The following is a 22078-nucleotide window of genomic DNA, read 5'->3' as shown; positions in this document are numbered from 1 at the left end:
TTTGTGGTTCCAGCCAAAACCTTTGACGTTCCGCAGATGCAAAAAGCACAGACCAAACCCCCAACTCCTCTTGGCCGTTGTCAGCGCGACAAGCCAATCGGCGATCAGCTCGTTCTCAGCTCTGAGCGTCGGCTGATATCGATAGCACGTCTCACTGATGCTGAATGCTCGGCAGGCCAAAGCAATGCTGACGGACCGGTGCCGAACCGCCCACTCGGCCATCTCTCTGCGTTGAGACGGCCTTACCACTTTTTTCCAAGCGCTTCCTTCAACAGGTCGTTTTGCATGCTCTTCTCGGCATACATGCGCTTGAGGCGCTTGTTTTCCTCGTCGAGCTCTTTCATCCGCGCCATCAGGCTCGCATCCATGCCGCCATACTTCGAGCGCCATTTGTAAAAGCTCGCCGAACTCATCCCATGCTCACGGCACAGATCCGCAACCGGCACACCGCCTTCGGCCTGTTTCAAAATACTCATGATCTGAGCGTCGCTGTATTTCGATTTCTTCATCAGAATCTCCTCTTTTATCTTTCGAGAAAATTCTACTTTCAAACGCCCCTAAATTTCGGGGGGATTACCCTTCGACTAAACTTCTTATACTTCAGGCGCTTCTGCTGCGGCCATTCCGCTCCTGCTCCACGGGGCGCGAACGCGCATTTTCTTTGAAAATACGCTGCCTCGCGCGCATGACAAAAGCGCCCGAAGGCGCTTTTGCATGTGGTTTCACTCAAAAGATTGAAGGAAATTCCCCCGCTTAGCGGGAGAATTTCTTATACTTCAATCGTTTAGGCTCAAGCGCATCCGGACCCAACCGCCGCTTCTTATCTTCCTCGTAATCCTCGAAGTTGCCTTCGAACCATTCCACATGGGCGTCGCCTTCAAACGCCAGAATGTGGGTACAAATCCGATCGAGGAAGAAACGGTCGTGGGAGATGACCACGGCGCAGCCTGCGAACTCAGTCAGCGCGTCTTCCAAGGCACGAAGTGTCTCGACGTCCAAGTCGTTGGTCGGTTCGTCAAGCAGCAACACGTTACCGCCGGATTTCAACAGGCGCGCCATGTGGACGCGGTTGCGTTCACCGCCGGAGAGGACGCCGACTTTCTTCTGTTGGTCGCCGCCTTTGAAGTTGAAGGCGGAACAATAGGCCCGGCCGTTCATTTCCGCGTCGCCCAAGGCGATCACTTGCTGCCCGTCGGAGATCGCTTCGAACACGGTTTCGTTGGGGTCGAGGTCGTCACGGGACTGGTCGACGTAGCTGAGTTTCACCGTGTCGCCATATTCGACGGTGCCGGCGTCGGGCTCGAGCTGGCCGGTCAACATGCGGAAGAGCGTCGATTTACCGGCGCCGTTCGGGCCGATGACGCCGACGATGCCGCCCGGCGGCAAGGAGAAGTCGAGGCCTTCGATCAGTTGCTTGTCGCCCATGTGTTTCGACAGGCCATGCACTTCGATGACCTTGGAGCCGAGGCGCGGGCCGTTCGGGATAACGATCTGGGCGCGGGTGATCTTGTCGCGCTCGGATTGCGAGGCGAGGTCGTTGTAGCGGTCGATCCGGGCCTTTTGCTTGGCCTGACGGGCTTTCTGGCCCTGCCGCATCCACTCAAGTTCGCGCTCAAGGGTTTTCTGACGGGTCTTGTCTTCCTTGGCTTCCTGTTCGAGGCGCTTGGCTTTTTGTTCGAGCCATGCGGAATAGTTGCCCTCGTAGGGAATGCCGCGGCCACGGTCCAATTCGAGAATCCAGCCGGTGATGTCATCGAGGAAGTAGCGGTCGTGGGTGACGATCAGGATCGTGCCTTTGTACTCGATGAGGTGCTGTTGCAGCCAGGCGATGGTCTCGGCGTCGAGGTGGTTGGTCGGTTCGTCGAGGAGCAGCATGTCGGGGGCTTCGAGCAGGAGCTTGCACAGCGCGACACGGCGTTTCTCGCCGCCCGACAGCGTGGTGACATCGGCGTCATCGGGGGGGCAACGGAGCGCCTCCATGGAGACGTCGATCTGGCTGTCGAGATCCCAGAGGTTCTGGGCGTCGATCTCGTCTTGCAGCTTGGCCATCTCGTCGGCGGTCTCGTCGGAGTAGTTCATGGCGAGTTCGTTGTAGCGGTCGAGGATCGCTTTCTTGGCGGCCACACCCAGCATCACGTTGCCGCGCACGTCGAGGGAGGGGTCCAGTTCCGGCTCCTGCGGCAGGTAGCCGACCTTGGCGCCCTCGGCGGCCCATGCCTCGCCCTGGAAGTCCTTGTCCATGCCCGCCATGATGCGCATGAGGGTCGATTTACCGGTGCCGTTGACACCGACGACACCGATTTTCACGCCCGGGAGGAAGGAGAGGCGGATGTTTTCGAACACCTTCTTGCCGCCGGGGTAGGTCTTGGACACGCCGTCCATGTGGTAGACGTATTGATAGGCTGCCATTTGGGGGCTCCTTTGGGGGGAATGGTTTGGGCGGTGGTTTAGCGTGGGAAGAGGGGGGATGGGAAGGGGGAGTCATCGTCCCCTCTTCCTCTTTATACCTTCTTTAGGCTTTGGGTTGGGCTGATTGCGCTCATCAGCAACAAAACGCCAGAAGCCGCCAGTGCAGAAGTTGCCATTTTTTGAGGTAGATCGCCCTTGGAGAGCGTAAATGCTGCAATGCCGATTGTGGCAGCAATAGCCACTTGAGTAGATTTGGCAGTACCAGTCATGATTTCGGTTACGAAATGCTCACAATTCTGCTGGAGAAGATGATAGGGTTTACCAATCCTTTGGTGCGCTAGGCCGCATCGACGTGATCCTTCTTGAGTAGAAGGCGGAGCATTCACAATTTCACAGACGCCATCGCGCTTGAAGTCTGAAATAGTTGTCACCCCAACGGCCCCGCGTTTTGGTGAATTATCAATAACCTGTCCATTCCCGATGTAGATGCCGTAGTGGGTTACGGGGAATTTAAGTGTTTTAATGATCGTGCCAGCTAGCATTTTTGAGTATACTCCTTTTTGACAAATTAGCTGAATTGCTATATTTACGATAATCGGAAATATACGGAAGGGATCTCTCATGTCAAGTAGTGGTGAACGTTTTGCAGTCGCTGATACTGTTTTTGGACAGGTGCTTGTGACGCTGCGCAAGCAAAGAGGACTCGAGCAGGGGCAGCTCGCCGAACATTCAGGCATGAGCCGTGCGTCGCTATCGCGCTTAGAAAGAGGTGAGGCGAGTGCCAATCTTGTTGCGCTGCAAAGCTTGGCGAATGCGCTGAGCATGACATTGGTTGATCTTGTTCAGACTTACGAAAATGCTGTGCGCCAGCTTAGGGAACAAGGTGTCATGGTGGCTTCTAAGAAAGAGGTTAATACACCGGACGCTGCTTTAGGCTTGGTTGGGGTCGCGGCATTGGCTGTCTTGTTGGCGGCTGCTTTGAAGAGCAAGTAACAAGTGATTAGATGGTCGTGGTTGCTGCTCCAGCCTCACACCCGCTTCTCAAAAAACAAATCCGGGTAGGGATCGTCGTTGAACCGCTCGATCTCACTCCATCCCAACCGCTGATACAATCCCGCCGCTTCCGGGAGGGCGGAGTTGGTGTCGAGCCTGAGCGTGGTGATGCCCATCTCTCGCGCGTAGCTTTCGGCCTTTGACATCAGGCGTTTTGCCAGTCCCAGTCCCCGCGCCGACGGCGCGACCCAGAGGCGTTTGATTTCGGCGTAGCCTTTATCTGTGCCCTTGAGGCCGACGCAGCCGGAGGGCAGCCCATCGGACAAGGCCACGAGGAACACGCCGCGCGGCGGGCGCATGTCGTCGCTGTCGAGGCGGGCGGCTTTGGCGGGGTCGAAGCCCATGGCGAAGCGCGCGGCCAGTTCGGCGTAGTAGCTTTCGAGACAAAAGATGGCGGGGGCGCTGTGCGGATCGCTTTCCACAATCTCGATCCGGTCGCGGCCGAGTGCGGAGGCGATCAGGTCCATGGCGGCGAGGAGCGCTTCGGGATGCGGATGACGGTCCAGAAGCGCCTGCGCGCGGGTGTCGGAGAGGCTTTCGTAAGCGGCGTATTCACGCAGGCCCTCGGGTGTCAGGTGCGCGATGCGGCGGCGTTTGTCGGCGGGGTCTTCGGTGACGGAGGCGAGGCCTTCGTCCTCAAGACTACGCAACAGGCGCGACAGAAGGCCGGTGTCGAGATCGAGGAAGGCGCGGATGTCGGAGACGGCGCGGCCCGTGGGGCCGATGGCATTGAGCACGCGGGCGGCGCCGAGCGGGCGGCCGCGGCCGAGAAAGCTCTGGTCCAACACGCCGGTTTCGGTGGTCACGGCGCGGTTGAAGCGGCGGATGCGGGCGATGGGCGAAAGGGTCATGGTGATGTCTGACTGAGGTCTGTTATTTCTTCTGACTTTAGTCAGGTGAAATTTGAAGTCAAGCAAGAGCGATTGACAGCCGTCCGGCTTGCCGCCATGCAGAACGCCATGCAAAGACCCATGCGATATGAGCTGCCTTATGCCCGCCCCGGTCAGGTGATCGGGCTTCTGGGGGGATCGTTCGATCCCGCTCACGAAGGCCATGTGCATATCACCAAGATGGCGCTGAAACGGTTCGGCCTGGATCGGGTGTGGTGGCTTGTGAGCCCCGGAAATCCGCTGAAAGAACAGGGGCCTGCGTCGATGGAGCGGCGGCTGTCCCATGCGCGGCAGATCATGCAGCACCCGCGTGTCGAAGTCACGGATCTGGAGGCCAGGACCGGCACGCGCTATACGGCGGCGACGCTTAAGGCGATCAAACGGCTTTATCCCGGTGTGACCTTCGTGTGGCTGATGGGGGCGGATAACCTTGCGCAGTTTCATCTCTGGCAGGACTGGCGCGAGATCATGGCGACGACACCCGTCGGCGTGATTGCCCGGCCCGGCAAGCGGGGCGCGGCGCGCAATTCGGTGGCGGCGCAGAGCTTTGCCCATGCAAAACTGGCGCCCGGCGCCTCGCGGCTCCTGAGGCGCTGCGGTGCGCCGTGCTGGTGTTTCATCAACGTGCCGATGTCGGATGCCTCCTCGACGGAGATCCGGGCACGGGGCGGTTGGGTGCGGGGCTGATCCTCGAAAGTGTTGCGGGGAGCGAACGCCATGATTTCCCGTCTTGCCCGGATCGCCAAGCCGCGCTTAACTCGCGGCCATGACTGGACATGATTTTTCTCGAATGAACCGACGTAAGGCGCTTGGGCTCTTGTTGGGCGGCGCGGCACAGGTCGTGGCGCAGGCGGCGGGAGCGGAGGGGCTGGTCGCCTCTGTGATCCCGAAACCGCGCCCGGCGGATCTTTATCGGCGCTCGATCCCCACGGGGGAGGCGTTGATCGCGGCGGCGGGGCTTTCGGGCGAGGTGAGCTATGCCGTGGCGGGGAGTGCGACGGGAGACCTGCATGAGGTGCATGAGCCGTTGCTGCGCCTGCCGCCTGCCTCGGTGGCGAAGACGGTGACGGCGCTTTACGCGCTGCATCATCTGGGGGCGGAGCACCGGTTCGTGACGCGGGTGCTGGCGAGCGGGCCGGTCGTGAACGGCGTGGTGCAGGGCGATCTGGTGCTGGTCGGCGGCGGCGATCCGACGCTCGACACAGACGGGCTCGGGGTGCTTGCGGGCAAGCTGCGCGAGGCGGGGATCACCGGGGTCAAAGGGCAGTTCTATGTCGACGATACGGCGCTGCCGCGGATTGCGCAGATCGACGGCGAGCAGGTGGAATACGCGGGGTATAATCCGACGATTTCCGGGCTGAACCTGAATTACAACCGGGTGCATTTCGAGTGGAAGCGGCAGGGCGAGGACTACAGCCTCAAGATGGACGCGCGCGCGGAACGCTATGCGCCGGATGTGCGGATCGCGCGGATCAGCGTGGCGGCGCGGGACCTGCCGGTGTTCGATCATGTCGCGGGACAGGGGCGGGATGAATGGACCGTGGCGCGGGGGGCCTTGGGCAATGGCGGCGCGCGGTGGTTGCCGGTGCGGCTGCCGGGGCTTTATGCGGCGGAGGTGTTTCAGGCGGTGGCGAACGCACAGGGGGTGCGCCTGCCGCAGGGGCAGCGCGGGACGGTGAATGGCATGGGGAGCGGCACGGAACTGGCACGGATCGAGAGCGCGCCGCTCAGTGTCGTGGTGCGCGACATGCTGAAATATTCGACCAACCTGACGGCGGAGGCGATCGGGCTGACAGCGAGCAAGGCGCGGGGGCTGGCGCCCGCCACGCTTGCTGGGTCGGCTATGGCGATGAGTGAGTGGGCGCAATCGGCGCTGGGCATGCGGCATGTGGCGCTGGTGGATCACTCCGGGCTTGGCGGCGCGTCGAAAGTGACCACGGTGGATATGGTGCATATGCTGAGCGCCCCGGGGGTGGAGGCGACGCTTGCCCCGTTGATGAAGCCGATCCCGATGCGCGATGCGAAAGGCAATGTGATCCAGAACAGCCGGGTGAGCGTGCACGCCAAGACCGGGACGCTGGATTTCGTCTCGGCTCTGGCGGGCTATGTCGATGCGCCGGGTGGCGCGCGGATGGCCTTTGCGATCTTCGCCGCCGATGTGCCGCGCCGTGAAGCGGCGAAGGCGGCGGGGGCGGAAGAGCGTCCACAGGGCGCGCGGACGTTCAACACCCGCGCGAAGAAACTCCAGCAGGCGCTGATCGAGCGCTGGGCGGGGGTTTATGCGGGGTGAGAAGGCGCAACACCTCCCCGCGCCTTACGTTGCGACAGAGCTTGCCCGAAAGGCGGTTTCGGCGGTAAAATGGACCCATTGAAATTTATTTCATAAAGGGGGTGCATCATGGTTAACAAGGCAGTCAGTACGGCCATCGGTAGCGTGGTTTTCGCGAGCGGGGCCACGATGTTGGGGTTTGCCGCGCCGGCAATGGCGCAGGATTTCACAGGGTTCTATGCCGGTCTGTCCGGGGCTTTGCCGTTTGATTCGGAAATGACCTACAATTACAACCAGACGGATGACCTGTCCGGCGTTGCGCCGGGGTTCTTCACCGGCTACAACACCGATCTCGGCGGCTGGATCGTCGGCGCCGAAGTGGCGTTCAACGGGGGCATGGATCTCGACGACATCGACGGTGCGGGCATCGACAACATGGTCGACCTGAAGGCGAAATTCGGTCGTGTCTTCGGCAATGCCTATGTCTACGGCATTCTGGGCTACAGCAAGGGCGATCCGAACACGGGGATCTACGGCGATTATGCCAAGGGCGTCGATGCGGAAGGTATGAACTACGGTCTCGGCGTCGAGACGATGCTGAAAGGCAATGCCTTCGTCGGTCTGGAATTGCTCAGCCGCGATCTCGAGGTGGGCGGCACGGTCTATGGTGGCGACGCCGATCCCTATTATGTCGGGATCGACAAGCTGACCACGGCCTCCGTGCGGGTCGGCTTCCGGTTCTGAGCGGGACGAAATTTCGACTTGAACGGGCCCTTCAGGGGCCCGTTTTGGTGTCGGGGCCAGGTTTTGATCAGGTGTTCGCCGCAAGCAGCTCCGTAAGGGTGCGGCGGTCGATCTTGCCGGTCGGGGTTAGCGGGAAAGCGTCGAGGCGCTGGGCGCGCAGAAGCGCGAGGCCGCGAAACCGCGGTTTGAGGGCCGCGGTGATTGCGGCGGGGGCGATCTCTTCAGGCGCGCGATAGGCCAGTGCGATGGCTTCGAGCCCATCGGCGCCGGTGTCGATCAGCGGTACCATCTGGCTGTCCGGGAAGGCCCGTTCGAGCAGTTCGGCAATGTCCTCGAGCCGGTATTTGTTGCCACCGCAATTGACGATGTTCTTGACCCGACCGAGGATGAAATACTCCTCCCCCTCGCGCCGCATCAGATCGCCGGGCAGGAACAGCCCGTCATGGGTGAAACCCGCGCCGGACGCATCCGGTCCGCTCTGCCGGAGATAGCTGCGCATCTGCCCGGCGGGGCGGCGAAAAGCGATACGGCCCTCGGTGGCCTCGGGGGCGGGGGTGAGGCTGTCGTCGCAGAACAGGACCTCGAGATCGGGGCGCACCAACCGACCGACATGGCCCGGTGCTTGCGGCGTACCGGGACGATAGACGGCGCGGAAACAAACGCCGACCTCGGTCGAACCGTAGTCGATATGGAGCCGCGCTGTGGTGAGCTTTGCGAAGCGATCGAGCAGGGCGGGGCTGACCACCGCACCGGCAAAGATCGCATCGCGCAGGGAGGCGAGATATTGCCCGGCCTGGGGCATCTCGAGGATCTTCGGCACCATGCCCGGCGCGGTGGCCAGGGTGTCGATGCGATAGAGGTCGATATATTGCAGCAGCCTGTCGCTTTGGGCGCCGAGGCTGACGACGCTGCCGCCGCTGAGCAGGGTCTCGATATTGCATCCCGCCGCCCAGTTGGTGGTCGGTGCGAGAGTGGAGAGCAGGCGTTGTCCGCGTTGGGGATCGGTGCCGAGGCTCATGGCATGGGCCATGGCGACGCGCCATTCGGTCTCTTCGGCGATGACGAGTTTCGGCTGGCCGGTGGAGCCGGAGGACTGGAAAGCGTAGCGGGCGTTGTCCTTGCCCAAGCCGCGATAGTCGGCGCGTTGACGCAGCGGGGTGGAGAACCAACCCGGTTCGATCACGATTTGCGTGTCGCGGGGCAGGACAGGATCGGGTTTGTGCACGAGGCTGAAATCGGGGATCAGGCCGGCGTCCCGGCAGCGCAGCGTGGGGGCGACCGCGAGGGTCAGCCCGCGCAGGCTGGCGAGGAAGATCGCCGCGATGACGAACTCGGCGCGGCTGGTGTCGAGAGCAAGGGTGTGGCCGGGGCGCAGGCCCTTCATCGCCAGCGGTCCGTCGAGCCGCTGGATCAGGTCCAGCAGATCGGCATAGCTCATCTGGCTGGTTTCGGTGATCAGGGCGATCTTCTGCGGCTGCTCGGCGGCGATCTCCGCAAGGTCCGACATCAGGCTCATGGCGGGCCTCAGTTGATGGGATGCACCAGCATATACCGGGCCCGCGCGCCGCGTTCGATGGCGGCGGCGTGCAGCCGGTCGATGTTCAGCTCGTAGCGGATTTCTTCCAGAAGGCGCAGTTCGGCCTCGTAGGTGTGGCCATCGGCGGCGGCGACATCGCAGGCCAGCGCATAAGCGGTCTCGTGGAGATACTCCGGCAGGTTGTCGCGAATGAGGCCGAAGAGCGCGTCGAGCCCGTCCTCTTCGGAGAACAGGTCGAAGACGGTGGAGGAGACCACCTTGATCCGGTCGGTGTCGTATTCTCCGAACACCGGCAGGTGATTGACGATATTCTCGATGGTGACAAGCTCTGCGGTGCGGATGTTCTCGTCGGACATGGACTGGGCGATCATCACGGCGACGAGACAGTCCTGCGGGGTCAGGGAATGGGGAATATCGTTCATTTTCTTGGCTCCTCATGGGGCATGTGCGGTCAAACAATATTGACGGAAGAGGGGAGGGGCAATAGGAGTTGCGCCTTGCGGGAGAGACCCGCGCGACAAAAGGATTGCTGAAAATGACGGACCTGCGTGATGCCGGTATGAGCTCGAAAGCCTGGCCCTTTGAAGAGGCCCGGACTGTACTCAAGCGGTATGAGGCATCCAAGGACAAGAAGGGCTATGTGCTCTTTGAGACCGGCTACGGTCCGTCGGGTCTTCCGCATATCGGCACCTTTGGCGAGGTGCTGCGCACGACGATGATCCGCCGCGCGTTCGAGGTGATCTCGGATGTGCCGACGCGGCTGATCTGTTTTTCGGACGATATGGACGGGATGCGCAAAGTGCCGTCGAACGTGCCGAACCAGGAGCTGTTGCACGAGAACCTGCATAAACCGCTGACCTCGGTGCCGGACCCGTTCGAGGAGTTCGAGAGCTTCGGCCATCACAACAACGCCATGCTGCGCCGGTTCCTCGACACGTTCGGGTTCGAGTATGAATTCTATTCGGCGACCGAGTTTTACAAAACCGGCCAGTTCGACGAGATCCTGAAACGCGCCGTCGAGAAATACGACGACGTGATGAAAGTGATGCTGAAATCCCTGCGCGAAGAGCGGCAGCAGACCTATTCGATCTTCCTGCCGATCCACCCGGAGACGGGGCGGGTGCTTTATGTGCCGATGAAATCGGTGAACCGGGATGATTACACCATCACGTTCGACGACGAGGACGGTCGCGAATGGACGCTGCCGGTCACCGGCGGGGCGGTGAAACTGCAATGGAAACCGGACTTCGGTGCGCGCTGGGCGGCGCTCGATGTCGATTTCGAGATGTACGGCAAGGATCACTCGACCAACACGCCGATCTACGACCGGATTTGCGAAATCCTCGGCGGCAAGAAGCCGGAACACTTCACCTATGAGCTGTTCCTCGACGCCAATGGCGAGAAAATCTCGAAGTCGAAAGGCAATGGGTTGTCGATCGACGAATGGCTGACCTATGCCTCGACCGAGAGCCTCGCCTATTTCATGTATCAGAAGCCGAAAACCGCGAAACGGCTGCATTTCGATGTCATCCCGCGGATGATGGACGAATATCACCAGCAGCTTCGGGCCTATCCGGGGCAGGATGCGGCGCAGAAGGCGGCGAACCCGGTGTTCCACATCCACGGCGCGGATGTGCCACTGTCCGATATGGTGGTGCCGTTCTCGATGCTTCTGAACCTCGCGTCTGTCGCGGGTGCGGAAGAGAAAGAGCAGCTTTGGGGCTTTATCCAGCGTTATGCGCCGGACGCGTCGCCCGAGGCCAACCCGCAGCTCGATGCGGCGGCGGGCTATGCGGTGCGCTATTACAATGACTTCGTGAAGCCGGAGAAAGTGTTCCGCGCACCGACCGCTCAGGAACGTGCGGCGATGGAAGATCTCAAGACGGCATTCGGTTCGTCCGAGGTGGCTTTGGCCGCGATTGCCAGGAAGAACGCGGATATGGGCAACGACGAGGCGCTGCCGGAGGCGGATTTCGCGGATGGCGATTTCCTCCAGAGCATCGTTTTCGCGGTCGGCAAGAACCACGGGTTCGAGAACCTGCGCGACTGGTTCAAGGCGCTCTACGAGGTGCTTTTGGGCCAAAGCCAAGGTCCGCGTTTCGGCTCCTTCGCGGCGCTTTACGGCGTGACCGAGACCATCGCGCTGATCGACAAGGGGCTGTCGGGCGAACTTTCGTAAGCCTTGTTTCAGAGGTGTTTTCAAAGGGCTGCCCTCCGGGGTGGCCCTTTTCATATGTGGGGTTTCAGTTGGAATTGCGCCAGAGCCGATACCAGACGGACCAGCGGCGCGACAGGGTCTCGGGCGTGTCGGCCAGAAGCCGTGCGCCATCGAGGAAGGCCTGTTTCTCAAGCATCTCGATGCGGTCGGTCAGACCCTGCTCCAACACCTTGAGCGGCGCTTTGGCAAGACCTGCGGCGCGGGCCTCTTCGCCCAGAACATGCAGGTCGTGATGTTTCCCCAAAAGCTCGCCCAGAGCTTCGGCGGCGGCGATATGCGCGGCCATCGCCTCCGGCCAGATCGGGGCGAGGATCTGGGCATGGTAGAAATGGTATTTCACATGTTTGCGCCAGGCGTGAAAGTCCTCCGGGGCGTGGGTTTCGCGGGCGTGCTCCATCGCGTCGCGGGCCTCGGCATAGGTCTTTGACAGGCCGGGAAAGATCGCCCTGCGCCCGCTGTGCCGCAGGGACCACTGGGCGGAACTGTCCCGGAGCGCAGTAAGCGCCGCGCCGGTGTCGCGCAGAAGGGCCACGGACGGATCGCCATAGGCGGCATCGCGGCGCGTCCCCAACTCCGCGAGGTAAGGCCCCAGAGGATCGTCGGGCAGGGCGGCATAATCCGCGACATGACCGAGTGTGTCACAGCGCACCTTGATGTCGCGCAGGGCGGACAACCCGCGCCCGATGTCGCGCAGGGCCTGATCGGCGGGTTTGAAGCCGTCGAAATCCGGACGCACGAGACGGATCAGCCCGCGCATCTCCTTGAGACGCTTGCGAATGTCGTGCACGGCCAGCATCCGGGCTTCGGGCGTTACAGCTCTGGTCACTTCGATGGCGCGGGTCAGACGATCCTCGGCGATGCGCCGGAGCGCGGCGCTCATGTCGGGGTCTTTCGGGCGGATGCGGTAGCTCATGATCACCTCTCTTGCCGACAATAGGACAGGATATGTGACCCGTCTATGACACCTGAGCCTTGACAGGCGATGTTGCGCGTAGAGGGCGGTGGGCGTCCGCAGGGTTAACAGCGTCGTTAGCCCCCTGAGATAGATATTTTGCATCTCAGGGCATATGCGCGCGCCTTGGGTTTCCATGACGAGACATTGCGATTGAGCGCGTCCGGGGCTCCGGAGGCGCGGGGTGCCGTCATGCAGATCGGTGCGCATCGGATTGAAGGATTGAAAGGGGTTCGGATGAACAAGGCCATAACAGATGGGCTGGTGCTGATGCCGCCGGCGTTCGAGAACGGTCTGGACGTTTGGTCCAGCGAAGACGGCACACCCGGCTCGGCGACCTATGACGGGGCGGCGAATGCCTCTCTTGTGGTGGCGGATGCGGAGTTCGGCAGTTGTCTCGAGATCGTCAAGAACGACACTCTGACCAAGCTGCGCTACATGGGCGAGACGCCGCTCGTGCCGGGGATGTATCTTCAGATCAGGGCGAAGGTGAAGGCGATTGCCGGCAACCTGCCGTCGGTGCGCATCGCGGGGTGGGCCGGGAACAGCTCGCTCGCTCATGTCGCCGGGCTGACCGAGATCGGCGCGGAGACGGCGCTTACCGCCTATGGCGAGGTGGTCGAGGTGACGGCCATCGTCGGCTCCGGCCAGCGTGGCGGGGTCGACATGCCCTGGGGGATCGAGCCGGTCTACGGTCATTTCGGGCTCGATCTGACGGGGGCCAATGGCGGCACGGTGCGGATCGACGATATCGTGATCGAGGATGTCTCGGAATGGTTTCTGGTCGACAGTTCCGGCTCGATCGACGTGCGCGATTACGGCGCTCTGGGCGATGGGGTGACCGACGATCACGAGGCGTTCAACGCCGCCAATACCGCCGCCGCAGGGCGGCGGGTGATTGTGCCGGAGGGAACCTATTACCTCGGCGATACGGTTTCTTTCACCGAAGAAGTGACTTTTGACGGCACGGTGATCATGCCGGCGGCGAACCGTCTGGTTCTGCGCAAGAATTTCCACCTGAACGCCTATATCGACGCCTTTGGCGACGAGGTCGAAGGGCTCAAACGCGCCATTCAGGCGATGTTCTACTATACCGATCACGACAGTCTCGACATGCGCGGGCGGCGGGTCGAACTGGATCAGCCGCTGGATGTGGCGGAGATCACCGGGGCGACGTCGCTTGAGGTGCGCCGGGTGATCCGCAACGGTCAGATCACCACGGTTGCGTCGAGCAACTGGGACAATGAGGTGGCGACTTCGACCGCGAGCTACAGCGTGGCTTCGCCCAAGACCCTGAGCAATGTCACGAATATCGCCAATATCAAGGTCGGCAGTCTGGTGACCGGCACCGGCGTCGGGCGTGAGGTCTATGTTCAGGCGGTGAATGTCGGCAACCAGTCGCTGACGCTCAGCCAGCCGCTTTACGCGCCGAATACGAGCCAGACCTACACGTTCACGCGGTTCAAATACATGTTCGATTTCTCCGGGCTCTCGAAACTGTCGCAGTTTCAGCTCTCCGATGTCGAGCTTTTGTGCAACGGGCGGGCCTCGGGCGTGATGCTCTCGCCGGGCGGCAACAATTTCCAGCTCCGCGACTGTCACATCAAATCGCCGCTCAATCGCGGCGTGACCTCGATCGGCGGCGGCTGTCAGGATCTGCACATCGACCGCTGTTCTTTCGTGTCGAACGAACAGACGGTGCGGGCGGAGGATCGGCAGTCGGTGGCGTTCAACATCAACTCGAACGACTGCAAGATCCGCGACAACCGGTTCCAGCGGTTCGGTCACACCGGCATCGTCTTTGGCAACGGGCATATGTTTGTCGGCAACCACTGGTTCCAGGGCGACGAGGACACGGACAGCCCGCGCATGGCGGGGCTGGTGTTCACCTATCCGAACGTGAAATCCATCGTGACGGGCAACTATATCGACAACTCCTTCATCGAGATGACGAACGAGCACGATGCCGCGCCGGATTTCTCGTCGGAATATTCCTTTGGCGGGCTGACCGTCACGGGCAATATCTTCACGGTGAACGACGCGGCGAGCTATTTCTCCTGGATCGTGATCAAGCCCTATGGGCCGGGTCACTTCCTTCAGGGGCTGGCGGTGCAGAACAACGTGTTCAAATCGCTCAACGGTTTCATCGACCGGGTCGACAAGGTGGACACCACCTTTGCCGATCTCGCGTACAATTCGACGCGCAACGTGACCTTCGAGGGCAACACGTTCAACGGCGTGAGCAAGCTTACGATCAACCCGGTCTCGGCAGAATATTCGCAAAGCACGGCGTCGACCGACTGGGTGCTCGATCCGTCGGCCTATCTGCCGTTCGGCGGCTGGGCACGCGTGGTGGAGAGCCTGGTGTTCCGCAATGCGCTGACAGATGCCTCGGGCAATGCGGTGTCCGCGACGCCCTATGTGACGGTGAACTATGGCAGTTCGAACAACCAGATCCGGCTGACCTTCCCGCAGGCGGTGAAGGGCACGGTCAACATGATCGCCCGGATGGATCGGCCGATCTGAGGGCTGTCAGAGAAGAGGCGGAAAACCGGGCGGCTTTGGCGGCCCGGTTTTTTATGTCAGGCTCAGATCGTCCGGTGTGAGGCGATAGGCCTTGCCGAAGCCGCCGTTGAGATCGGCGGACAGGGGCATGAAACTGACAAATGTGAAATCCGCGAAATCTATGTAAAGCTGGGCTTTCGGGTGATGCGTGAGCCAGGCGGCACGATGTGCGGCATGCTCTTCGGTGCCGTGCGGGACGAAGCGGGTTTCCACCGCGACGGAGAGGCGCGGGAAGGCGAGCGGATCGCCTTTCGTGGGCGCTTCGCCCAGCAAAAGCCCGGCGCGCGGCGCGGCGCGCAGCGCTTTGGTATGGGCCGAGAGATCGGAGACCAGCGTCAGCCAGCCGTTGTTGCCCCCAAGGCCAAAGGCGATGCGGGTGACATGCGGGGCGCCGCTGTCGGGATCGAGCACGGCGAGGGCGGCGATGCGCGCGCCACGGATCAACTCCTGCGCCATGGCGCGGGCCTCGGCGTCGGTCGGGCGGATCGGGGAAGGTTTGTCCTCTGTCATGGCGCTGTTCTAAAGGGCAAAGCCACGTCTGGCCAGAAAAAACATAGCTTTATTGTCAGGATTTGCGCGGGCTGCCCTGCATATGTTTTGCATGCGTTTCCTGCGCTGTCTGAGCCATCGAGGTCAGAGCGCGGCGTAACGTCCGACCGTGGTGTTCAGCGCCTTCAGAAAGAACTCCACGCTCACGGAAATCTCGTGCAGTTCCATGGGGTCGAGCCGCTCGACCTGCGCCGCTTCGAACAGGGTGATGAGGCTGCTCCACTCCTGCCAGTGATTGAAATTGTCCAGCTCGATGTCCGCGGTGGGGGGCGGCGGCAACTGCATCACCGTGGAGGAGAAGGTCAGGCCGAAAGCGGAGCTGTTGAACAGGGCGAGGGTCTGTTGCAATTGCGCCAGTTGATCCGGGGCGCCGGGGGCGGTGTCCGCCATTTGCAGCAGGCACACTTCCTTGCCCGCTTTCTGGATCAGCATGCGTTGTCGTCCGGCGATGTTGATCATCCGGCCCAGCGCCGGGTCGGTGTTCGTGGCTTGCGCCTTGTAGCGGGCATCGAGCTGTTGCACCAGGGCATTGGAGGCCTTGAGCAGTTCGAGGGACAGATCGGAGAGCGCGGCGTAATCGTCATAGTCCGTGAGTGTTCCGGTGTTGAACCGGTCGATCCCGGTCTCGAACTGTGACCAGATCTCCTCGATCCGGGCGAGGGTCGCAAGGGCTTCGGTCCCGGTCTCCGGCGAGAATTCCGCTGGCCCGCCACCGTCTTTCAGGGCCTTGAGCGAGCTTTTGAAGGTAAATTCCGAGGTCAGCAGGATTTTCTTGTTCGCCATGGCGTCGATGCCCAGCCCGGCATTGCACATGGCCCGCATCATGCGCTGACTCAGCATGCGTTGACGCCCGGCGACGTCGAGCTTGACCTGCAATTCCGTGTCGGCCAGCGCGGTCTGCGGCAGCAAAGGGGCGAGCAGTAAGAACAGGAGCAGGTGGCCGAGGAGACGCGACAGCAATCGGGGCATGGAGAGGCCTTTTCGGTCTTTGGTGCGATCTGGCGAGCAATGACTCGCGGGCAGGTTAGGCCAAAAGGTTTGACAGCCTCTTAATGGCGGCGCCCGGACATGCCGCTCAGGCCGCCTGTCGTGCGGTTTGCTCCGCCGCGATGCGGTAGCCCAGCCCCCAGACGGTTTCGACCAGCTCCGGGTCGCCGCCGCAGGTCTCGATCTGTTGCCGGATACGGCTCAGATAGACGTTGATGATGCGGGCGTCGGGCTCGTCGTCCCAGGCGTAAAGATGGTTCATCAGCGCCTCTCGGGTCACGAGGCGTTCGCGATGCAGCATCAGCATTTCGAGGATCTCATATTCCTTGCGCGTCAGTTGCAATGTCTTGGCCCCGACCGCGGCGGAGATGGTCTCGGTGTTGAGCACCAGAGTGCCGACCCGCAGTTCCCTGCTGGCATAGCCCCCGGTGCGGCGCACGGCGGCCTTGATCTTGGCGGCCAGCATGGCGGGCTGCACGGGGCCGAAGATCACATCGTCCGCGCCCATGTCATAGGCTTTCTTGCGGGTCTCCCAGCTTGCGTCTTCGGTCAGCGCATAGATCGGCATCAAGGCATCCTTGCGGCGCAGTTGCGCGATCAGTTTGAGCGCATTGATGTCGGGCATGTCGAGGTCGAGCACGACAGCGCTCTGTTCGCCGAAATCGGCGAAATCCATCAATTCGCGCCCATCGTCGACCCGGGTGACGAGCATCCCGGCCTCGGTCAGACCGGCGGCGGCAGTCATGGCGTTCCAGTTGGTTTCGGCAAGCAGCACACGCATATCAATATCCTTTCGGGGCATCCCCCGACGCGACATTCCTCGGTTGCGCGGTCGGGGAGTGGGTCCGTTCTGGACATTGTCCGGGCGCCGTTTTTTGCGCCTCGATGAGAGATGGATTGAATTTTAGCTAAACCATGTGGGGCTCTGGCAAGGATTTGTTATGGTTAACATCCTGAGAACGCGAGAAAATCGAAGGGACTCGGGATGCCGGAAAGGAATGCGGCGAGGCTTGGGCAAAAGCGCGGTTTGACTTGGGAGAATGTCCGAAAAACTCTGGTTAACGGAGAGGGAAGACCCCGGGCGGCGTTTTGCGGAATGCGAAAGGACTAGCGGGGCGGAGGTGATTCTCCAAATCCGGACTGGCTAAAATGCGAGACAGTCTTACACTGACGACATTGGCTCAGATCAGGGAGGAGACGATGCCGGTTATTTCACAGGATACGACCTGTCAGACGGTTCTGACGACATTCGAGACGACGCCCGGCGTGGCGCAGGATCTGATGGAGGCGTTGCAGGCCGCCTATGCGGAAGTGATTTCACAACAGCCGGGGTTCATATCGGCGGCGTTGCATATCAACGACGCGCAGACCCGGATCGCGAATTATTCGCAATGGCAGCGGCGCGAGGATTATCAGGCGATGTTGCGCACCGAGGAAATGCGCAAACGCAACCGGGTGATCAACGGCATGTGCAAGTCGTTCGAACCGGTGATGTATGACGTGGAAGGAGTGTACTGATGCAAAAGATTTTGACTGCGACGGTTGTGGGGGCGACGGCTTTGGTTTTGACGACCGGGGGCGCATTTGCCGATCCGGTGGGGATCACGCCGGATATGATGGCTGCGACGGTGGAGACGCCCGCAGGCCCGGTGGAGATTTCCCGGATTCAGGATAACGCCAACGAGGTGAGCGGCGTCTGGGCGCAGACCTCGCGGCCCTGCCCGAATTTCTGCATCCAGCCGATGACGCCCGCCGAGGGCGTGACCACGATCGGCGAACTGGAACTGATCGCGATGTTGCAGGACCCGGACGCAATGGTGCTCGACAGCCGGGTGAAACCGGATTTCGACGGCGGGGCAATTCCCGGCGCGGTGCATATGCCCTACACAGAAGCGGCGGACCGGCTGGGGGAACTCGGCTGTGAGCCGGATTTCGAAGGCTTCATCTGCGAGGGCGATCAGGTCAAGACCGTGGCGCTTTATTGCAACGGGCCGTGGTGCGGCCAGTCGCCAACGGCCGCGCGGCGGATGATCGAGGCGGGCTTTCCGGCGGAGAAGATTTTCTATTACCGCGGCGGGATGCAGGTCTGGCGGATGCTGGGGCTGACGGTGGTGGTGCCGGAGTAGTTTCGCAAGCTGAGAATTTTGTTTGGTGACTCGGGGCGTGGAGACTTGTCTCTATTGCCCCGGGTCTTCATATTTTGAGCGATTATGACGGTGTCGAAAGTGTTTTCAGGTGTTTGAAAAAATTTACGCTCAGGAATGGTTTCAACTCTTCATACAATACGGGCTTGAATATTGGCAGGTTCTGTTTGCCTTTTTGCTCGCTGCCCTGCTTTTTGCTGGGACTCTGAACCTGTTTCGCAGGCGCGAACCGCTTGTCGTCTTCGATGGTTCGAACATCCTGTATTGGAACAATGAGGTGCCGGATCTGAGAACCGTGCGCTCGGCGGTCGACGTCGCGCGGGCAAAGGGCTATGCGCCGATTGTCTGGTTCGATGCGAATGTCGGTTATCTGGTATCGGACGGCTATCTTGGGCCGGTTCGACTGGCGCGCGCGCTGGGCCTGCCTGCGCAACAGGTCATGGTGTCGCCGAGCGGCACGCCCGCCGATCCGTTGATTCTGCGCATGGCGCAACGGCGAAAGGCGCTGATCGTGACCAACGACCGCTATCGGGATTGGCAGGAGGACTTTCCGATCCTGCGAAAAGGCAGTTTGCTTGTCCGCGGCTACTGGGCGCGCGGGCGGGTTCAGTTGAAGGATTTGCCGACGTTGAGGTAGGTCGTAGAGGCGGGCTACTTCCTCTTCCCCCGACCAGCCTTGCCGCCCCGCATCCCGGGTCTCCCCGCCGTAGACCGCCCGCTTTTCGCCTTGGCATCCGCCACCGCATCATCCACCGCCGATTGCCGCGCCAGCGGATCGTCGTGCAGTACCAGATCGACGGTTTCGAGCCGCTTGATCTCGTCGCGGAGCCGCGCGGCTTCTTCGAATTCGAGGTTTTCGGCGGCCACGCGCATGTCGGTTTTGAGGCCTTCCAGCACGGCCTGAAGGTTCTGCCCCGCCGCAGGCCGGTCGATGGTGGCGGTCACGCGGTTCATGTCCACGTCGCCCTGATAGAGCCCCGCCAGAATGTCATCGACGTTCTTCTTGACGGTCTGCGGCGTGATGCCGTGTTCCTCGTTATAGGCCATCTGTTTCGCGCGGCGGCGGTCGGTTTCGTCCATGGCGCGTTGCATCGAGCCGGTGATCTTGTCGGCATACAAAATCACACGCCCTTCCGCGTTCCGCGCGGCGCGACCGATGGTCTGGATGAGCGAGGTCTCCGAGCGCAGGAAGCCCTCCTTGTCGGCGTCGAGAATGGCGACGAGGCCGCATTCCGGGATGTCCAAACCTTCGCGCAACAGGTTGATGCCGACGAGCACATCAAAGGCCCCAAGCCGCAGGTCGCGCAGGATTTCGATCCGCTCGATGGTGTCGATGTCGGAGTGCATATAGCGCACCCGGACGCCCTGTTCGTGGAGATATTCGGTGAGGTCTTCGGCCATGCGTTTGGTCAGCGTCGTGACCAGAACGCGGCGGCCCAGCTCGGCCATTTTCCTGGCCTCGTCCAACAGATCGTCCACCTGCGTGTCCACGGGTCGGATTTCCACCACGGGGTCCAATAGGCCGGTCGGACGGATGATCTGTTCGACAAACACGCCGCCGGATTGCTCCAGTTCCCAGTCTTTGGGCGTCGCCGAGACGAAGACCGATTGCGGGCGCATATCGTCCCATTCCTCGAATTTCAAAGGCCGGTTGTCCATGCAGGAGGGAAGGCGGAAACCGTGTTCCGACAGGGTAAATTTGCGCCGATAGTCGCCCCGATACATGCCGCCGATCTGCGGCACGGAGACGTGGCTCTCGTCGGCAAACACAATGGCATTGTCGGGGATGAATTCGAACAGGGTGGGCGGCGGCTCCCCCGGCGCGCGGCCCGTCAGATAGCGCGAATAGTTTTCGATCCCGTTGCAAAAGCCCGAGGCCTCCAGCATTTCGAGATCGAAATTCGTGCGTTGCTCCAGCCGCTGCGCCTCAAGGAGTTTGCCCTCGTCGGTGAATTTGATGAGCTGCTGTTTCAGCTCCTTCTTGATCCCGGCAATGGCCTGCCGGATCGTCGGTTTCGGCGTCACATAGTGGCTGTTGGCGTAGATGCGGACGTGTTCGAGCGTGTCGGTTTTCTTACCGGTGAGCGGGTCGAATTCCGTAATGCTCTCAAGCTCTTCGCCGAAGAACGAAAGCTTCCACGCCCGGTCTTCCATGTGCGCGGGCCAAATCTCCAAACTGTCGCCCCGCACCCGGAACGACCCGCGATCAAAAGCCGTGTCGTTGCGGCGATATTGCAGCTCGACCAGATCGGCCATCAACTGCCGCTGGTCGTAGTCTTGCCCCATCATCAGGTCGATGGTCATCGCCATGTAAAGCTCGGGCGAGCCGAGGCCGTAGATGCAGGACACGGAAGCGACGATGATCACGTCATCGCGCTCCAACAGAGACCGTGTGGCGGCGTGGCGCATCCGGTCGATCTGTTCGTTGATCTGGCTTTCCTTCTCGATGAAGGTGTCGGAGCGCGGGACGTAGGCCTCGGGTTGGTAATAGTCGTAATAGGAGACGAAATATTCGACGGCGTTTTCCGGGAAGAAGCCCTTGAACTCGCCATAAAGCTGGGCGGCGAGGGTTTTGTTCGGGGCAAGGATGATCGCCGGGCGTTGGGTCGCCTCGATCACTTTGGCCATGGTGAAGGTTTTGCCCGTGCCGGTGGCGCCCAGGAGAACCTGATTGCGCTCGCCCGCCTCAATGGCCGCCGAGAGCTCCGCGATGGCGGTCGGCTGGTCGCCGGAGGGCTCAAAGGCGCTGTGCATGACAAATTTCTTACCGCCTTCGAGTTTCGGGCGGTGTTTCAGCTCCTTCGGCGGGTCTGTCATCAGGCGCGGATCCATGGCGGCCCTTTCCATCGGCTGGTCTTTGGGAGTTGTTAACAGATGATCCCTTTTTGTTCACCTTTCAAGTCTTGTGGGCAAGAGAGCTGAGGTTAATAAAGGGTTACTACTTTAAGGAGAATTTTTTAGTAAATTTTACAACCAATGCGATATTTTCCCTTGTGCCACGACCGTGTTCAGGCCTAACCTGTCATTGCAAGCAGCAGAAAAGACTGACCCGGCTGGCCGTGTACCACCCACCCCACCCCTCGCTCCCACACAGCCGGTCGGGCAGTCACCCTAAACGATCCCGATCCGCCCGCCTTGATACACATGGCGGGTTTTCTTATGGTTGAGACCCGCAGGGATGCGTGAAGGGCTTGAAACGCTGTGCGGAAACGGGGATAACCGGCGCAAGGCAAAAAGGAGTCACCCGATGCGCGCTCGTATCTATCAGCCCGCCCGCAATGCCATGCAATCCGGGCAAGGCAAGACCAAGCAATGGCATCTCGATTATGCGCCGGCCTCCGCGCGTGACATTGATCCGCTGATGGGCTGGACCTCGTCGCATGACACGCAAACGCAGGTGCGTCTGAAATTCGACAGCAAGGAACATGCGATCGCCTATGCCAAGGAGCATGGCATCGAATATGTGGTGCAAGAGCCGCACAAACGTCAGCACAACGTGCGTGCGGGCGGTTATGGCGAAAACTTCGCCACCAACAGACGCGCGCCCTGGACTCACTGATCCGGTGCGATACGCTTTGAGACGGCGCCGGTTTTACGGCGCCTCTTTTATGGCCGGAGCGGCCCAAGCGCGGTCCCTTAGCTCAACTGGATAGAGCAGCTGACTTCTAATCAGCAGGTTTGGGGTTCGAGTCCTCAAGGGATCGCCACTTCTCGCGAAAATTATCACTTTGCGGCGCTGAAGCTGCGTCTTTTCAGGTCGC

20 protein-coding genes, 1 tRNA gene and 1 pseudogene are annotated in these 22078 nt (G+C 61.1%); 11 read left to right on the top strand and 11 right to left on the bottom strand.

The features are described 5' to 3' along the window. The 3 genes and pseudogenes from NH195_RS20825 to NH195_RS10865 all read right to left on the bottom strand — a co-directional run. A pseudogene (locus NH195_RS20825) lies at positions 1–509 on the bottom strand (transposase); the annotation flags it as partial. Between the two features lie 244 nt (positions 510–753). Further along, positions 754–2409, bottom strand: a complete 1656-nt coding sequence (gene ettA / locus NH195_RS10870; RefSeq protein WP_066706690.1) for an energy-dependent translational throttle protein EttA — start codon at positions 2407–2409, stop codon at positions 754–756. A 92-nt stretch (positions 2410–2501) separates the two neighbouring features. Beyond that, the gene (locus tag NH195_RS10865; protein WP_162265868.1) at positions 2502–3032 is read right to left on the bottom strand and encodes a lecithin retinol acyltransferase family protein; all 531 of its coding nucleotides are present in this window, start codon (positions 3030–3032) and stop codon (positions 2502–2504) included. On the opposite strand from NH195_RS10865, the gene NH195_RS10860 reads away from it, so the two are divergent. Further along, on the top strand, positions 3031–3402 hold the full coding sequence (locus NH195_RS10860; RefSeq protein ID WP_066706685.1) for a helix-turn-helix domain-containing protein: 372 nt from the start codon (positions 3031–3033) through the stop codon (positions 3400–3402). The genes NH195_RS10865 and NH195_RS10860 overlap by 2 nt on opposite strands. Before the next feature lie 35 nt (positions 3403–3437). Here NH195_RS10860 and NH195_RS10855 read toward each other — a convergent pair whose 3' ends face one another. After that, positions 3438–4313, bottom strand: a complete 876-nt coding sequence (locus tag NH195_RS10855; protein WP_066706683.1) for a helix-turn-helix domain-containing GNAT family N-acetyltransferase — start codon at positions 4311–4313, stop codon at positions 3438–3440. A 120-nt stretch (positions 4314–4433) separates the two neighbouring features. Between NH195_RS10855 and NH195_RS10850 the strand changes: the two genes are divergently transcribed. From NH195_RS10850 to NH195_RS10840, 3 genes are all read left to right on the top strand, one after another. Next, positions 4434–5039, top strand: coding sequence for a nicotinate-nucleotide adenylyltransferase (locus NH195_RS10850; protein WP_066706680.1), 606 nt, complete (start codon positions 4434–4436; stop codon positions 5037–5039). Between the two features lie 103 nt (positions 5040–5142). Next, positions 5143–6642, top strand: a complete 1500-nt coding sequence (gene dacB / locus NH195_RS10845) for a D-alanyl-D-alanine carboxypeptidase/D-alanyl-D-alanine endopeptidase (protein WP_066706677.1) — start codon at positions 5143–5145, stop codon at positions 6640–6642. A 108-nt stretch (positions 6643–6750) separates the two neighbouring features. Continuing rightward, positions 6751–7365 carry an outer membrane protein gene (locus NH195_RS10840; protein WP_066706674.1) on the top strand — a complete coding sequence of 205 codons (615 nt, stop codon included), beginning with the start codon at positions 6751–6753 and terminating at the stop codon, positions 7363–7365. A gap of 67 nt (positions 7366–7432) precedes the next feature. Here the strand turns inward: NH195_RS10840 and NH195_RS10835 are convergent, their stop codons facing one another. Further along, complete coding sequence (locus NH195_RS10835) at positions 7433–8881, bottom strand: class I adenylate-forming enzyme family protein (protein WP_066706671.1); 1449 nt, start codon at positions 8879–8881, stop codon at positions 7433–7435. Between the two features lie 8 nt (positions 8882–8889). Continuing rightward, on the bottom strand, positions 8890–9324 hold the full coding sequence (locus NH195_RS10830; RefSeq protein ID WP_066706667.1) for a tellurite resistance TerB family protein: 435 nt from the start codon (positions 9322–9324) through the stop codon (positions 8890–8892). 113 nt (positions 9325–9437) lie between these two features. On the opposite strand from NH195_RS10830, the gene NH195_RS10825 reads away from it, so the two are divergent. After that, a complete protein-coding gene (locus NH195_RS10825; protein ID WP_066706664.1) occupies positions 9438–11081 on the top strand; it encodes a lysine--tRNA ligase in 1644 nt (547 codons plus the stop codon). A gap of 64 nt (positions 11082–11145) precedes the next feature. Here NH195_RS10825 and NH195_RS10820 read toward each other — a convergent pair whose 3' ends face one another. Then, on the bottom strand, positions 11146–12033 hold the full coding sequence (locus NH195_RS10820; protein ID WP_066706661.1) for a CHAD domain-containing protein: 888 nt from the start codon (positions 12031–12033) through the stop codon (positions 11146–11148). Between the two features lie 276 nt (positions 12034–12309). On the opposite strand from NH195_RS10820, the gene NH195_RS10815 reads away from it, so the two are divergent. Beyond that, positions 12310–14598 carry a glycosyl hydrolase family 28-related protein gene (locus NH195_RS10815; protein ID WP_066706658.1) on the top strand — a complete coding sequence of 763 codons (2289 nt, stop codon included), beginning with the start codon at positions 12310–12312 and terminating at the stop codon, positions 14596–14598. A 51-nt stretch (positions 14599–14649) separates the two neighbouring features. Here the strand turns inward: NH195_RS10815 and NH195_RS10810 are convergent, their stop codons facing one another. From NH195_RS10810 to NH195_RS10800, 3 genes are all read right to left on the bottom strand, one after another. Beyond that, entirely contained in the window at positions 14650–15147 is a 498-nt protein-coding gene (locus tag NH195_RS10810; RefSeq protein ID WP_066706654.1) for a HugZ family pyridoxamine 5'-phosphate oxidase, read from the bottom strand. 123 nt (positions 15148–15270) lie between these two features. Next, entirely contained in the window at positions 15271–16155 is an 885-nt protein-coding gene (locus NH195_RS10805) for a type IV pili methyl-accepting chemotaxis transducer N-terminal domain-containing protein (protein WP_066706651.1), read from the bottom strand. A 106-nt stretch (positions 16156–16261) separates the two neighbouring features. Further along, positions 16262–16954 (bottom strand): response regulator transcription factor, encoded by a 693-nt coding sequence (locus NH195_RS10800; protein ID WP_066706642.1) that lies wholly within the window; start codon positions 16952–16954, stop codon positions 16262–16264. A 419-nt stretch (positions 16955–17373) separates the two neighbouring features. Between NH195_RS10800 and NH195_RS10795 the strand changes: the two genes are divergently transcribed. From NH195_RS10795 to NH195_RS10785, 3 genes are all read left to right on the top strand, one after another. After that, positions 17374–17691 carry an antibiotic biosynthesis monooxygenase family protein gene (locus tag NH195_RS10795; protein WP_066706639.1) on the top strand — a complete coding sequence of 106 codons (318 nt, stop codon included), beginning with the start codon at positions 17374–17376 and terminating at the stop codon, positions 17689–17691. Next, positions 17691–18299, top strand: a complete 609-nt coding sequence (locus tag NH195_RS10790) for a rhodanese-like domain-containing protein (RefSeq protein ID WP_066706636.1) — start codon at positions 17691–17693, stop codon at positions 18297–18299. Before NH195_RS10795 ends, NH195_RS10790 begins: the two co-directional genes overlap by 1 nt. Positions 18300–18408: 109 nt before the next feature. After that, entirely contained in the window at positions 18409–18954 is a 546-nt protein-coding gene (locus NH195_RS10785) for an NYN domain-containing protein (RefSeq protein WP_066706633.1), read from the top strand. Positions 18955–18968: 14 nt separating this feature from the next. On the opposite strand, the gene uvrB is transcribed toward NH195_RS10785, so the two are convergent. Beyond that, the gene (gene uvrB, locus NH195_RS10780) at positions 18969–21164 is read right to left on the bottom strand and encodes an excinuclease ABC subunit UvrB (RefSeq protein WP_066706629.1); all 2196 of its coding nucleotides are present in this window, start codon (positions 21162–21164) and stop codon (positions 18969–18971) included. Positions 21165–21564: 400 nt separating this feature from the next. Between uvrB and NH195_RS10775 the strand changes: the two genes are divergently transcribed. Both NH195_RS10775 and NH195_RS10770 read left to right on the top strand, forming a co-directional pair. Further along, the gene (locus NH195_RS10775; protein WP_066706626.1) at positions 21565–21876 is read left to right on the top strand and encodes an ETC complex I subunit; all 312 of its coding nucleotides are present in this window, start codon (positions 21565–21567) and stop codon (positions 21874–21876) included. 71 nt (positions 21877–21947) lie between these two features. Continuing rightward, positions 21948–22024 (top strand) — tRNA-Arg (locus tag NH195_RS10770). Positions 22025–22078 lie beyond the last annotated feature (54 nt).

The sequence above is a fragment of the Celeribacter ethanolicus genome, assembly GCF_001550095.1.
GTDB lineage: Bacteria > Pseudomonadota > Alphaproteobacteria > Rhodobacterales > Rhodobacteraceae > Celeribacter > Celeribacter ethanolicus.
This window is presented reverse-complemented; position numbering and strand designations above follow the sequence as displayed.

What these genes read in the sequence shown, in the direction of transcription:
- NH195_RS10810 (WP_066706654.1), bottom strand. Translation starts at nt 15,147, where the DNA reads ATGACAGAGGACAAACCTTCCCCGATCCGCCCGACCGACGCCGAGGCC.
- NH195_RS10835 (WP_066706671.1), bottom strand. Translation starts at nt 8,881, where the DNA reads ATGAGCCTGATGTCGGACCTTGCGGAGATCGCCGCCGAGCAGCCGCAG.
- NH195_RS10800 (WP_066706642.1), bottom strand. Translation starts at nt 16,954, where the DNA reads ATGCGTGTGCTGCTTGCCGAAACCAACTGGAACGCCATGACTGCCGCC.
- NH195_RS10820 (WP_066706661.1), bottom strand. Translation starts at nt 12,033, where the DNA reads ATGAGCTACCGCATCCGCCCGAAAGACCCCGACATGAGCGCCGCGCTC.
- NH195_RS10855 (WP_066706683.1), bottom strand. Translation starts at nt 4,313, where the DNA reads ATGACCCTTTCGCCCATCGCCCGCATCCGCCGCTTCAACCGCGCCGTG.
- NH195_RS10825 (WP_066706664.1), top strand. Translation starts at nt 9,438, where the DNA reads ATGACGGACCTGCGTGATGCCGGTATGAGCTCGAAAGCCTGGCCCTTT.
- NH195_RS10805 (WP_066706651.1), bottom strand. Translation starts at nt 16,155, where the DNA reads ATGCCCCGATTGCTGTCGCGTCTCCTCGGCCACCTGCTCCTGTTCTTA.
- NH195_RS10850 (WP_066706680.1), top strand. Translation starts at nt 4,434, where the DNA reads ATGCGATATGAGCTGCCTTATGCCCGCCCCGGTCAGGTGATCGGGCTT.
- NH195_RS10860 (WP_066706685.1), top strand. Translation starts at nt 3,031, where the DNA reads ATGTCAAGTAGTGGTGAACGTTTTGCAGTCGCTGATACTGTTTTTGGA.
- dacB (WP_066706677.1), top strand. Translation starts at nt 5,143, where the DNA reads ATGAACCGACGTAAGGCGCTTGGGCTCTTGTTGGGCGGCGCGGCACAG.
- NH195_RS10865 (WP_162265868.1), bottom strand. Translation starts at nt 3,032, where the DNA reads ATGAGAGATCCCTTCCGTATATTTCCGATTATCGTAAATATAGCAATT.
- NH195_RS10840 (WP_066706674.1), top strand. Translation starts at nt 6,751, where the DNA reads ATGGTTAACAAGGCAGTCAGTACGGCCATCGGTAGCGTGGTTTTCGCG.
- NH195_RS10795 (WP_066706639.1), top strand. Translation starts at nt 17,374, where the DNA reads ATGCCGGTTATTTCACAGGATACGACCTGTCAGACGGTTCTGACGACA.
- NH195_RS10815 (WP_066706658.1), top strand. Translation starts at nt 12,310, where the DNA reads ATGAACAAGGCCATAACAGATGGGCTGGTGCTGATGCCGCCGGCGTTC.
- NH195_RS10830 (WP_066706667.1), bottom strand. Translation starts at nt 9,324, where the DNA reads ATGAACGATATTCCCCATTCCCTGACCCCGCAGGACTGTCTCGTCGCC.
- NH195_RS10790 (WP_066706636.1), top strand. Translation starts at nt 17,691, where the DNA reads ATGCAAAAGATTTTGACTGCGACGGTTGTGGGGGCGACGGCTTTGGTT.
- NH195_RS10775 (WP_066706626.1), top strand. Translation starts at nt 21,565, where the DNA reads ATGCGCGCTCGTATCTATCAGCCCGCCCGCAATGCCATGCAATCCGGG.
- ettA (WP_066706690.1), bottom strand. Translation starts at nt 2,409, where the DNA reads ATGGCAGCCTATCAATACGTCTACCACATGGACGGCGTGTCCAAGACC.
- uvrB (WP_066706629.1), bottom strand. Translation starts at nt 21,164, where the DNA reads ATGGAAAGGGCCGCCATGGATCCGCGCCTGATGACAGACCCGCCGAAG.